Origin of the sequence: Gillisia mitskevichiae (genome assembly GCF_003634585.1) — a bacterium.
In the GTDB taxonomy this organism is placed as follows: Bacteria; Bacteroidota; Bacteroidia; order Flavobacteriales; family Flavobacteriaceae; genus Gillisia; species Gillisia mitskevichiae.
Genome location: NZ_RBLG01000003.1, coordinates 66,907 through 80,130, shown reverse-complemented (window position 1 = coordinate 80,130; position 13,224 = coordinate 66,907). Strand labels below are relative to the sequence as shown.

At 31.4% G+C, this 13,224-nt stretch carries 11 protein-coding genes; 5 read left to right on the top strand and 6 right to left on the bottom strand.

Annotated features, from left to right (window positions below; translation table 11 throughout):
• Window positions 1-6: 6 nt before the first annotated feature.
• From BC962_RS11280 to BC962_RS11270, 3 genes are read right to left on the bottom strand one after another with little or no spacing between them, the layout of a single operon-like run.
• Window positions 7-1,635 (bottom strand): ArnT family glycosyltransferase, encoded by a 1,629-nt coding sequence (locus tag BC962_RS11280; RefSeq protein WP_121346134.1) that lies wholly within the window; start codon window positions 1,633-1,635, stop codon window positions 7-9.
• Window positions 1,636-1,679: 44 nt separating this feature from the next.
• Window positions 1,680-2,312 carry a lipid-A-disaccharide synthase N-terminal domain-containing protein gene (locus tag BC962_RS11275; protein ID WP_121346133.1) on the bottom strand — a complete coding sequence of 211 codons (633 nt, stop codon included), beginning with the start codon at window positions 2,310-2,312 and terminating at the stop codon, window positions 1,680-1,682.
• Window positions 2,309-3,022, bottom strand: a complete 714-nt coding sequence (locus BC962_RS11270; RefSeq protein WP_121346132.1) for a glycosyltransferase — start codon at window positions 3,020-3,022, stop codon at window positions 2,309-2,311. The genes BC962_RS11275 and BC962_RS11270 overlap by 4 nt, the downstream gene beginning before the upstream one ends.
• 281 nt (window positions 3,023-3,303) lie before the next feature.
• Here BC962_RS11270 and BC962_RS11265 point away from each other — a divergent pair, with 281 nt between their 5' ends.
• The 4 genes from BC962_RS11265 to BC962_RS11250 all read left to right on the top strand — a co-directional run bounded on the left by BC962_RS11265 (window position 3,304) and on the right by BC962_RS11250 (window position 6,561).
• Entirely contained in the window at window positions 3,304-3,978 is a 675-nt protein-coding gene (locus BC962_RS11265; RefSeq protein ID WP_121346131.1) for a response regulator transcription factor, read from the top strand.
• A 1-nt stretch (window position 3,979) separates the two neighbouring features.
• The gene (locus BC962_RS11260) at window positions 3,980-5,239 is read left to right on the top strand and encodes a sensor histidine kinase (protein ID WP_220660185.1); all 1,260 of its coding nucleotides are present in this window, start codon (window positions 3,980-3,982) and stop codon (window positions 5,237-5,239) included.
• A gap of 168 nt (window positions 5,240-5,407) precedes the next feature.
• A complete protein-coding gene (locus tag BC962_RS11255) occupies window positions 5,408-5,947 on the top strand; it encodes a phosphatase PAP2 family protein (protein ID WP_121346130.1) in 540 nt (179 codons plus the stop codon).
• 17 nt (window positions 5,948-5,964) lie between these two features.
• Entirely contained in the window at window positions 5,965-6,561 is a 597-nt protein-coding gene (locus tag BC962_RS11250) for an HD domain-containing protein (protein WP_121346129.1), read from the top strand.
• A gap of 9 nt (window positions 6,562-6,570) precedes the next feature.
• Here BC962_RS11250 and BC962_RS11245 read toward each other — a convergent pair whose 3' ends face one another.
• The 3 genes from BC962_RS11245 to BC962_RS11235 are packed head-to-tail and all read right to left on the bottom strand — an operon-like array spanning window position 6,571 to window position 8,191.
• Window positions 6,571-7,200: a class I SAM-dependent DNA methyltransferase gene (locus BC962_RS11245; protein ID WP_121346128.1), complete on the bottom strand. Its 630-nt coding sequence runs from the start codon at window positions 7,198-7,200 to the stop codon at window positions 6,571-6,573.
• Between the two features lie 11 nt (window positions 7,201-7,211).
• Window positions 7,212-7,631 carry a hypothetical protein gene (locus BC962_RS11240; protein ID WP_121346127.1) on the bottom strand — a complete coding sequence of 140 codons (420 nt, stop codon included), beginning with the start codon at window positions 7,629-7,631 and terminating at the stop codon, window positions 7,212-7,214.
• A 2-nt stretch (window positions 7,632-7,633) separates the two neighbouring features.
• Window positions 7,634-8,191: a hypothetical protein gene (locus tag BC962_RS11235; RefSeq protein WP_121346126.1), complete on the bottom strand. Its 558-nt coding sequence runs from the start codon at window positions 8,189-8,191 to the stop codon at window positions 7,634-7,636.
• 283 nt (window positions 8,192-8,474) lie between these two features.
• On the opposite strand from BC962_RS11235, the gene BC962_RS11230 reads away from it, so the two are divergent.
• A complete protein-coding gene (locus tag BC962_RS11230) occupies window positions 8,475-13,205 on the top strand; it encodes a PAS domain-containing hybrid sensor histidine kinase/response regulator (protein ID WP_121346125.1) in 4,731 nt (1,576 codons plus the stop codon).
• Window positions 13,206-13,224: the final 19 nt, after the last annotated feature.

Genomic DNA, 13,224 nt, shown 5'->3' with positions numbered 1-13,224 from the left:
TTTGAATTAATAGTAAATCACCCATTTGTCTTTTTCAATTTTATGGGTAAAAGTCTCCAATAGATAACTCAAAGAGTCATTTAATGGAGACTTTTTAGTTTCTATAAAAACAAGATTCTTTTGCTTAAATTCATTTTTAAATTTCTCTAATTCTGAAGGAACATTAATATCTATGTAATTCTTCTTAAACTCAGTATACTCCTCAAATTGAGTTTCTCTAAATGTCTTATAATTAATAGATTTCACCGTAATTATATCTGCATCTAAATAAAAATTAGCCGAGGGTAATAAATCGTCAAAAATGACTACACTATTTAGGTCATTACCTTTTACTTTCTGAATAAATCCGGCCACATCCTTAAATGAGTTAATGCTGCTCGCATTATTTGAAGCCACGACAGTATGAACTAAGAGTAAGATTAGAACAAAGTAAAACCCTATGTTCAACAATTTTGAAGTTGCTTCTATCTTGCTGAATTTAATAAAATATAACAAGCCACCTATGCAAAGAAGAATTAGCAAAAACGCTGAAGTAAATGGAACTTCTATATTGTTTATAAACTGGGAAGCTATCAAACCTAAAATTAACAACGCGTAACATATATAATAAATCCTACTAAACCATTTTAGCTGTTTTTCTGAAAATCTACATATTAAATTTCCTCCTAAGATCGCAATAAAAGAGAAAATTGGGAGAATATAAAGTATCAATTTTGAAGAGAACAAGGAGAATAAAATTAATAAACTAAGCGCAGTCATAATTAAGATTCTGCTAATAACCGATTCTTGAAATAGCTGTTTATTTTTCTTAAGGAGAAAGGAAATTATAAAAATAATCCAAGGTAATCCAAGCGCAGGAATAATAGCTAGATAGTACCATATTGGCTGGGTTCTATGAAATTGATTAGCATTGGTTGCTCTATTTATTATTTGTTCTTGAATAAAATAATCCCAAACTTTTGGATCATCCAGAATTATGGCCAAAAACCACGAACCTGAAATAGCGAACATTAAAAGTATCCCTGTGAATAAATGAAAAGTGAATTTTATATTTTCTTTTTTATAAAAACTCCAACTAATAATGAAAAAAAGAGATGGAATTAGTCCTACTGGACCTTTAGTGAGAAATGCTAATCCTAAAACAATAAAAAAGCCATATAAAAAGCCTGTCTTTTTAAGGTGTTTAAATTGTAGCCAAAAGTAAATACTCCATAAAATAAAAGTTGCTAAAAAAGCATCTGTAGTAAGATTTCTGGATGCTATTAAGACAATGGGCAAAGATGTATATATGAGTGCACTTGCGTACGCTTTCTTTTCATCTTTATACAATAACAGTGCGATCCTATAAACAAGATAGATTTGTAGTAGAAGCGCAATTCCAAGAAAAAATCGTGCACCATATTCGTTAACACCAAAAATGTTGTAGCCTAGAGAAGTTATATAATAGGTGAGTGGTGGCTTGTGGTAGTGTTTGATACCTAATAAGGTAGGATGCAAATAATCCCCACTTTTAACCATCTCCATGCTTATTTCGGCATATCTAGCCTCGCTTGTTTCAGCTAGACCAAAGCTCCCAAGACCAATATTAAATACCACGAACAATAGAAGCAACAGTTTTAATAGTTTTGCTTGCATAGTGTTTATTGAGAATTTAATAAGTTGTAAAAGAGGTTTTTCTTTTAAGTTTCTGTTCTTAACTGCCTGCGTAAGATCACCATATTACGTGCATACATAATCACTCCAAATAGATGTCCGGCTAAAAGGACGGGATCTGCTCTAAATATTCCATATACTATAATTAAAGTAGAACCTATTAAACTTAATAGCCAAAATCCTAATGGTAGTATGGATTCTTTTTGTTTTTCAGAGTAAATCCATTGGAATATAAACCTAAGCGTAAATACCACCTGAGAGACGATCCCGAGAATTAATAACCAAGAAGGAATTGCATCATTTCTAAATAATCTTGCAGCATCATAAATATTATTATTGAAACCGAGTATAACAATGATCAAAGGGAAAACCCATAAAAAAATCCGTAAAAGTTTATGAAATTTAGACCACTCTCCTTGTAACTGTAGATTTCTAATATAAATGAAGTAAGTAAGCGTTTGTCCTAGCATAATCGCGAAATCGCTTCTTAAATATCCATAAAGGAACATTAAGAAAGAAGCCACTAAACTCATTTTCCAAAAGAGGGAAGGTGTTAAGACTTTTTTACTTTTTTCAGATAAGATCCATTGAAAAACAGATCTTCCAGAAAAAAGAAGCTGAGCTAAAAAACCAACACTATAAACTATCCAAGTGCTCATCCTTTTTTAGCTACCTTATAATTAATATATTTCTTCTTCATCCAAACATATGCGAAGCAGTCCATTAATGGTCCTAATAATCTATTCCATACTCCAAAATTAGCTGTCCCAGCCATTCTAGGAAAATGCTTTATAGGTACTTGTTTGATCTTTCCATGCTGAAGTAGGATCATAGCTGGTAAAAATCTGTGCAAGCCTCTAAACATTGGGATGCGCTTTGCGTAATCTGTTCTAATTATTTTTAAAGGACAACCCGTATCATCCATTCCATCATTAGTAAAAGTCCTACGAATTCCATTAGCAACTGTAGAAGACATATTTTTCACAAAAGAATCTTTTCTATTGTTGCGATATCCGGTAACAAGATCGTAACCATCCAGATTATCTAATAACAAATTAAAATCCATTGGGTCTGTTTGAAGATCAGAGTCTATGTAGCCAGTTAAAGTGGTTTCAACATGGTCGAATCCAGCTTTAATAGCCGCACTTAATCCACAATTTTTTTCGAAACTTATAAATTTAAAATCTGGATTAGCATTGCAAATATCCTCAATTAACTGTTGGCTGTTATCTTTAGAACCATCATTTACAAATAAGACTTGTGTAGGAACATGTGCTAACTTTATATATTCGGAAAGTTCTTTTTCTACACGTTTCAGGTTATCCTCTTCGTTATAAAGGGGTACAATTACAGTAAGTGCTTCTGGCATTAAATATGAATTGGATGGTTTTCTTATGAATTGTTCACAAATGTATGTAATAATTCTAAACTGAATCTAAAGTTGATACTTTTACCGATTACTAATGAGCCTATCATAATCAACTATCATAACTTTAAAATATCTTTAGATTGCTAACATATTTTTACAATGTTGATTTGAAACTTTGAGTTTAATTTTTTTTAAAGTCTATTAGGAATTAATAATAAATTCACAATAAAAAATTAAGAGTTGGACTTTGAAATTTTAATCTAAACAGAAAAAAGTAAAACATGAAATTTTTAATTGTTGAAGACGAATTGGATCTACAAGAATCTATAGTTACTTATTTTGAAAAGGATGCGAATATTTGTGAAGTAGCTTCAGATTTTCATGAGGCTTTAGAGAAAGTGGAACTTTATGATTATGATGTAATAATCTTAGATATTAATCTAATTACTGGAAGTGGTTTAGAAGTATTAAAAGCTTTAAAGAAGAGGAAGAAGAGTGCTGGGGTGATCATTATTTCTGCCAATAATTCGTTAGACGACAAATTGGAAGGTTTGGATCTTGGAGCAGACGATTATCTAACTAAACCTTTTCATTTAGCCGAATTAAATTCTAGAATCAAAGCGGTATTAAGAAGAGGGAAATTTGGCGGGGACGAAACTATAGAATTCAACGAGATCAAAATAAATACGAAATCTCGTACTGCTTATATAAATGATGTATCTCTCACATTAACCAGAAAGGAATATGACCTTTTGGTGTTTTTTATAACAAATCAGGGGAGAGTGCTTTCAAAAGAAATTATTGCAGAACATCTTTGGGGAGACGATAGTGACCTCATAGATAATTTCGATTTTATTTATGTGCATATAAATAACCTCCGAAAAAAGATGACAGGGGAGACTGCTAAATATATCAAGACTGCTTATGGAAGCGGTTATAAATTTATAAACTACTAGTTTGCACAAAAAGGATAAACCAATTAAGCTTTTAAGAAAGGCATCTAAAAGTTTTCTGCTATTAAGTGCTGTGTTGATGATTGCTAGTACCATAGCTTTATATTTTTACACTAAAAATTTATTAAAGAATGAAGTAGAAGAGGAACTTTTCTCTACCGAGGCTAGAATTGAAAGTGCAATAAAAATAAATGACATTTCATTTTCTTTACCTCCTGTTATAGAGGTTGTAGAAGTTAAAGAATTAGAGGAACTTTTTTTAAAAGACACTTTAATATATGATCCTTCACAGAATGAAGATGAGGTTTTTAGGGAACTTTCCACCTTCAAAAGAATTAATGGAAAGAATTATAGAATCACTGTAAGAAATTTGGTAGTGGAATCGAAAGACATCCTTATTGCTATAGACGTATCTTATTTTATAATTATTCTTTTGGTATTTCTATTTCTCTTTTATTCTAATGTAGAAGGAAATAGGAAATTATGGTTTCCTTTTTTCAAAAACCTGGAGGCAATGAAGAATTTCTCGGTGAAATCTGAGAAACAAATAGTTTTAGTAGACAGTGATATTTTAGAATTTCAAGAACTAAGCAATGAAATTTCTTTACTCACCAATAAGGTACAGGACGATTATCAGAATTTAAAACAGTTAACAGAAGATGTTTCTCATGAAATGCAAACTCCATTAGCGATCATGCAAGCAAAGATCGAAAACATTATAAACACGAATAAAATTGATGATGACCAGTATAAATTATTTTCCTCTTTACAAAAAGATATTCAAAGACTGAAGCAATTGATCAAGCGTTTAACCTTGTTGACTAAAATTGAAAACAATCAATTCATAAATATAGATAAGGTAGATATTGCTGCCAGTCTCGGGAAAACCATTCAAAATTTCAAAGAATTGTTCAATCTTGAAATTGGTTTTCAATATAAACATCCTTTATTTGTTTCTATGGATCCTTATTTGGTAGAAGTGCTATGCAATAACTTAATATCAAACGCAGTGAAGCATGATGTTAAGAAAGATGAAATTCTGGTTTCTTGTTCTCATAATTCCATGATCATTTCAAATTCAGGAGAAAAGCAGATCGAGAATCCTGAAAAACTATTCAATAGATTTTATAGAGAATCCAAAAGCAATCAATCCACTGGGTTGGGTTTGGCTATCGTAAAAAAAATATGTGATCTCTATGGTTTTGAAATCAGTTATAAATTTCATGATGCAAGACATATTTTTACTGTAAATTTTAGAATTTAAAGTAATTAGTAGATACCATTTAGACGTTCTTTAAACTCTCTTTAGATTTCAGTTTTACTTTTATGGAAATTTTAAAAGAGTTTAGTAACTAATTAGTCTGAGTTAATTTAAGCAAAACTAAAACTTCCAAAGCCTTTAATTTTAATAATCATCTGTACATTGTTGAATATGAATAAAACGATTTATCTCAGTCTGCTGTTACTTATTGTTTGGATTACCAATTTACAAGCACAAAATAAAACGATTGAAACGGCAGGTGATGTTTTTCTGTTTGCTGTTCCTGCAGCTACATTGGGAACAACATTAATACTAAATGATAAAAAGGGTACTTGGCAATTTACAAAAGCAATTTTACTTAATACTGCCGTTACCTATGGTCTAAAGGAAGCTTTAAATAAGCCAAGGCCGCATAATAATGGAGATAATGCTTTTCCATCTGGTCATACCTCCACAACCTTTCACGGAGCCTCTTTTATTCATAGGCGATATGGTTTTAAGTATAGTATTCCAGTATATTTAGCGGCTGGATTTACAGCTTTTAGCAGAATTGACGCTCAAAAACATGATGGCTGGGATATACTAGCGGGTGCTGCAGTAGGAATTGGTAGTACTTACTTGTTTACAACTCCTTACCAACAAGAGCATATGGAATTAACAATGAGCTCTGGTAAAGGAGAATATCTGCTGGGTTTTATATATAAATTTTAGCAAAAATTAATTTAAGTATGTCCAAAATAATCAAGGAATCTAAATTGTTTTGTGAGGGCATACTTTCTACTAGTATTTGCTCCAATTATCATTTTCATAATTTAATGCATAGTCTGGAAGTTTATGAGGGTGTTCGTATAATTGCGGAAGAGGAAAATATTACAAACAATGAAAAAGAGATAGTCTCAATCTCAGCACTTTTTCATGATACTGGGTATTCTAGAATTTATAAGGGCCATGAGGAGGTTAGTGTGGAGATTGCTGAAGAATTTCTAACTCTAAAAAATTATAACCTCGATCATCTTTCATCTGTATATAAATGTATTTACGCAACAAGAATGCCTCAAAATCCAGAAAATCTTTTAGAGAAAATTATTTGTGATGCAGATCTTATACATCTTTCTGCTCCTAATTATTTACAACGGATTTCTTTACTTAGAAAAGAGTGGAGATACTTTTTAGATATGAATTTTTCTGATGAAGAATGGCAAACTTTAAATATTCAATTCTTAACAGATCATAAGTATCATACAAATTATGGGCGTTCTGTCTTGGAGAAAACTAAATCGAAAAATTTGGTGTTATTACAACAAAGTTTGGTTCCTAAAAATTGAGTATATTTTTTAAATGACTTTTTTGAAAACAAAGCTTACTAATCTAGGAATGTTATCCCTATTATCTTCATCAAACCATTCATTTAATTGAATTAATTTAAAACCGTTTTTAAAAGCAGTATCGGTATAATCGCTTATGTGATGGGTGTATACTTCTAATTCTTGAATTACCTTACCAGTATTAAATCTTGCTTTACTGCCTGAATATTGCTTAAAAGGATGTAGCTCGCAAATATAAAATTGTCCTGCCTTATGTAAGACTTCTGAAGATTTTTTGAAAATTAAATTTAGATCTTGAATATGTTCTAATACCAAACTACAGGTTATAAGATCCATACTGTTTGGAGCTAACTTCCAATCCTTTGTAAGATCTTGCTGATTAAAAACAACTTTTTTAGAACTTATCTTTTGTTTTGCCTTCGTAAGCATTTCTTCAGAAAAATCTAAAGCGATCAGAGAATCGCATTTATCTAATAGCCACTGCGTATTTTTACCAGTTCCACAGCCTAATTCTAATATATTAGTATAATACCATTCTCCCAGAATTTCTCTAGCAACTGTGGCTTCTAGGTCACGGGTTTTGTTATGCATTTCATCATAACTGGAAGCCCAAGAATTATATGATTTTTCTATACTCATACTATGAATTTTTAAGTACTGCTTACAGATTTTGACATTCTTTTTTTAAATCTTTTCCTAAGGAGAACTAATCCCATTATAACTATAACGCTAATAGATGCTGTGGTTCCCAATGCTCCCCCAAATCCTTCAAAGTAAGTTCCGGTATTAATATAGAGAATAGAAAATACAATTCCAGCAAAGGCCAACACCCAATAATTATGGATTATTTTTTCTGAAACCATACCCACGAAAGATGCACCCATAAAAGCTAGAGGGATATTATGAGTGAGGTAAGAAGAAAGTAACTCTGGGAAAAAATAAAAGAATAATCCCACAAGTAAGGATAATCCTGCGGATGCTCTTACAGTCCCATGTTCCATTTTGGTACTAACAAAAAAAGTAGATATCACTCCGATAATGGCGGTTATTAAAATTGCTGCAATTTCCATTATTAGCTAATTATTAGGCTTATTAAAAAAACGAAAGCAACTCCACCAAAAGCAACGGTTCCTAGTTTCCCTCCAACTCTTACAAAAGTATTTGTTGCAAGTACATATAAAATTCCAGCAACAATACCAGCGAGACTGATAAACCAATAGGTGGCTCCAATATTTGCAGATGTCATACCTACAAATGTCCCACAATAAATAGCTGGAGGCATTTCTTTAATTAATTGGTGATTTTTGTTTTTAAAAATCCCAGGAATAAGTGTTGCTATAAACCCTACAAGCGATGCTGAGATTACGGGGCCTATATTTAGTTTTAAATTCAGAATGAACGTAGCAAGAGCTCCAAAAGTCACAAAAAGGATAAGAATATAACTTTTTGTAGGTTTTTCATGAGATTCATGAGCCATTTTAACCAAACTAAATATCCCTAGGAAACTTATTGCCCCAATAAAGACAAGAACAGAAAATTCATTTAGAACATCATAAAAAATCGCAGATACAAATGCTAGTTGCAACAATACCAAAATTACCATAGAGGTCCTTCTATATAGCTTTATCATTTTAAAATTCACTCCTGGATTTACTTAATTAACAAATTAAACAAAGATATATTTTTTGTTAGTAATGAATTTTAATTACGTCTTAAAGATTTATTTATTTTGTTTATATTGATTAGCGCTTAAAATCTATTAGATGAACGAATTTTATTATACATCTTCAAAAAAAGTTTGAACATAATATTTATAAATGATTGAAACTTGAAGGTTAATACTTATTTTCGAACCTTTCTAAAATTATAAATTCGTTTATAATATTATATAATATCCTATAATTACCCTGTAAATGCATAAACCCCTACCGAATTTTCAATTAGAATTTTATGATCTTCTCAAAAGTGATCCGTCAATATTTCAATGGATAAGTGAAAATACGGTTAATGGAATCTGGTTTGGTAAAGTAGATGATCCAGAAAGTTTATGGATAAGCGATTCATTTTGGAAATCTTTGGGTTATGTAGATGGAGAGAAAAGTAACTTTAGCCAATTATCAGATGTTATAGAATATTCTGATGGATTAAAAGAGTTTGAGTTATTAAAGGAAAGTGCAAATCCTAAAATTAATTTTGAATCCTATTTTAAGTTCAAAAACAAAAACCATAAAATATTGCTTTTCGAAGGAAAAGCTAAAATTTTAAACAATCCTGAATTTTCGTCTCCTCGTATTTTAATCACATATACAGACGTTACTCAAAATGAAAAGAATCTCCAGTATTTATTAGATGAAAACGAGTCTTTAAAAAAGCTGAACGATGTTTTTGAAGAAGCTAATGAACTTACTCGTACTGGTGGTTGGGAAATTAATTTAGCAGACCAATCTTTGACATGGACAAGAGTTACTAAAGATATTCACGAGGTTTCTCAAAACTACAAGCCGACATTAGATACGAGTATAAATTTTTACAAAGAAGGTGAAAGCAGAGATAGAATTAATGAATTATTTAAAATTGCTGTAGAGAAAGGGAAGCCTTTTGATACAGAATTACAAATTGTTACTGCCAAAGGAAAGGAAATTTGGGTAAGAGCCTTTGGTAAGCCGGAAATGAGAAAAGGTGAATGCGTAAGGGTTTATGGTGCTTTTCAGGATATAAATAATGATAGAAAACTGGAATTAGAATTTCAAAAACATAAAGATAGATTTGAGCAAGTATTTCAAAGCTCCCCAATAGGGATCGTTTTAGTGGATACTCAAAACAAAATTCAAATGGCTAACCCAGCCACTAATAAGATCTTTGGCTTTAAAAAAAGTGATGAGGATTCTATTAGAAATACAACTTTTAAGGAACTTATTCATCCAGAAGATCTAGAGATAGCAAACTCATATAGAGAAAAGTTGCTAAAAGGTGAAATGGATAATTACAAATTAGAATTAAGATATTATAATAAACTCAAGGAAATTATTTGGTGCGATGTAAATACCTCCATTGTTCGAACAGATTCTGCCGCAACAAGCTTAATAGTTAGTCAAATAGAAGATATCACCTCCCGAAAACTTTTAGAGAGGAAAGCGGAGGTAAATGCTCTTCAATTTAAGAGTGCTTTCGAGTTTTCTCCAAACGGGATGGCTATGGTTTCTCTAGAAGGGAAATGGCTAAAGGTTAATAAAATACTTTCTCAATTTTTAGGCTATACCCAAAAGGAATTTTTAAAGAAGGATTTTACTGAATTCACTCATCCTGAAGATAGAAACTTAGATTTAGAAAATCTTCAGAATTTATTTGCTAATAAGACTAAAACCTATAAAGTAGAAAAAAGGTATTTGCATAAAGATGGAAGCATTGTACATGGATTAATTAATGTTTCCTTATTAAGAGATATAGATGGCGTTCCCCAATATTTTATTGCTCAAATAAATGATATTACAGAAAGTATTGTAGCTAAAGAAGCTTTAAAAACTAGTTTAAACGATTTGGAAACAGTAATGGCAGCAACTACGCAGGTTTCCATTATTGAAACGGATCTAAATGGGATCATCAAAAAATTTAATAAAGGGGCAGAGAATTTATTAGGCTATAAGTCAAATCAGGTCGTAGGTAAGAAAAATGTGCTTTTCTTTCATGATAAAGAAGAATTAATTAAAAGAGCCCAGGATCTTTCTTTGGATAGTAAGGATGAAACCAACAGATTTGAAATTCTCACATTTAATGCTAAACATGATGAATTTGATTCTCATGAATGGACTTATACCAGAAAAGATGGTAGAACGTTTCCAGTTCAATTGGTAACTACTGCAGTGACCAATAATGATGGCGAACTTATTGGATTTTTGGGTATTGCAACAGATATTTCTTTAATTAAAGAAATAGAAGATAACCTTCGTGAAAGTGAACAACGTTTTCACTTTGCTCTAGAAGGCTCTGGCGATGGAGTATGGGATTGGGACATTCCCGAGGGAAAACAATATATGTCTGACCAGGCTAAAAAAATGCTAGGTTTTGATCCACAAGAATCTTTAACAGATATTAGTAAATGGGATAATAGAATTCATTCCGAAGATAGAGAGAAGTCTGACCTAGCATTGAAAGACTATTTTGAAGGTCGAGTAAAGGAATATAATATAGAGAAAAGAGTTCGTTGTAAAGATGGAACTTACAAATGGATCTTGGATAGAGGAAAGATCATAGAATGGGATGATTCTGGGAAGCCTTTGCGAATGATAGGAACACAAAGCGATATTACAGAGAGGAAAGTTGCAGAAGAATTAATATTGGAGAATGAAGCTAGATTTAGATCCTTATATGAATTATCACCAATTGGAATTGGTGTAATTGAAGCAAAGTCTGGGAAATTTCTAAATGCGAATAAAGCACTTTTAAAATCTGTAGGTTATAATCTAGAAGAATTCACTTCTCATAATTTCAAAGATCTAGTAACTCGTGCAAGCTTTACGAAAAATAAGGATAAATTAGAAAAATTTCTAAAATCTGGAACCAAAGAGGCATGCGAGACTGTCTTTCTTAAAAAGGCTGGCTCCTCCTTTCCTGTTTTAATTTCAGGAGTAAAAATGAAAGATTCCACTGGAAAAAAGATTATCCTTTCTACAATTCAAGATATTACACGAAGAAAGAAAATGGAAAATTCTTTGGTGGATGCAAAATTAAAAGCTGAGACAGCAAATAAATCCAAATCTGAATTCTTAGCAAATATGAGCCATGAAATTAGAACTCCACTAAATGGAGTTATTGGATTTACAGATCTTTTAATGAAAACCGAGCTAAATCCTAGCCAACAACAATACATGGGTACCGTGTATAATTCGGCTAATGCCCTATTAGATCTCATAAATGATATTCTGGATTTTTCTAAAATTGAAGCTGGAAAACTGGAAATTAGTGAGGAGAAAACAGATCTTTTAGATCTATGTGGGCAAACTATAGATATTATAAAACACCAAGCTCATGAAAAGAACTTGGAAGTATTATTAAATATATCTTCAGATATCAATAGATACGTATATGCCGATTCTATTAGAATACGTCAAATTATTACCAACTTATTGGGTAATGCAGTAAAGTTTACCGAGTCTGGAGAAGTGGAACTTAGAATTGATGCTAAACCTTTTGGTGATAGTCCAGATGAAATGCTATATACCTTTAAAATAAGGGATACTGGAATTGGAATTGCTCCGAATAATTTAAAAAAGATCTTCAATGCATTTGATCAAGAGGATTCTTCTACTACCCGAAAATATGGAGGAACGGGTCTAGGACTTACTATAAGTAATAAGTTGTTAGGCTTAATGAGCAGTAAATTAGAGCTTAGTAGTGAGTTAGGAATTGGAAGTGAATTCTCTTTTAAGATTGTATTTAAAACAGAGAAAGGGGATAACTCACTTCGGGAAAATTCTAAAGAAATAAACAGAGTTCTTGTTATAGATGATAATAAGAATAATAGAGTTATTCTTCAAGAGATGTTGGCTATCGGAAATGTAGAAACAGAGTTAGTTTCAAATGGAATTGAAGCACTAAAGGCACTAGAAGGAGAGAATAGATTTGATCTAGCAATTGTAGATTTTAACATGCCATATATGAATGGAGTGGAATTAATTACTCAAATTCGTAATAAGCTTAAATATACATCTGCAGATTTGCCTCTCATACTGTTACATAGTTCTGCAGATGATGAAAAAATACATAAAGCTTGTAAGGAATTGAATGTGCAATTTAATATCACGAAGCCTATTCAAATAGATCAGTTATTTAATATGTTAAAGAATATTAAAGAACCACAAACTCAAAATATTAGTAACGAAATCGTACATAGGGTGGAAGAGACCGATATAGTTTTTAATTTATTAATAGCTGAAGATAACCCGGTTAATAAATTTTTAGCCAAAACAATAATAAAGAAAGCCTTACCCAACGCCAATATTTTAGAAGCAGATGATGGCGAGGAAGCTGTAAATATGTTTAAGTCTGAAAAAATCGATTTAATTTTTATGGATGTTCAAATGCCAATCCTAAGCGGGTTTGAAGCTACACAAGAAATAAGAGAGCTAGAAGCTGAAGGGGAACGTATTCCAATTATTGCGTTAACAGCAAGAACTGTTAAGGGAGAAAAGGAACGCTGCCAAGAGTTTGGAATGGATGATTATGTAACCAAACCAGTTGTATTTAATACTATTAGCGATATTATTAAAAAGTTCTTGATTCTTCCTTCAATTAAAGAAATACCAGTTGAACCTATAGAAATAGCTACGGCGGTACATTTTAATAAAAAGGAACTGCTGGATAAGTTGGATGGAGATGAAGAAGGTTATGCGCAACTTATGGATATGGTTAAAACGAATTTAAGTGGGATTCAATTAAAACTTGATCATGCAATTGAAATTCAGGATCTTGATTCTGTAAGAAAAGTAGCACACAGTCTTAAAGGATCATCGTTAAATTGCACTTTTTATGCTTTAAACGAACTAGCTTCTGCTTTAGAACACATAAATACTGATAAAAAATCTGTACTTTTGGCACATAATAAAAACATTAAAAAAGAAATAAATATAGTTTTAGATTTAATTTAAAAAAATCTGGACAAGGTAA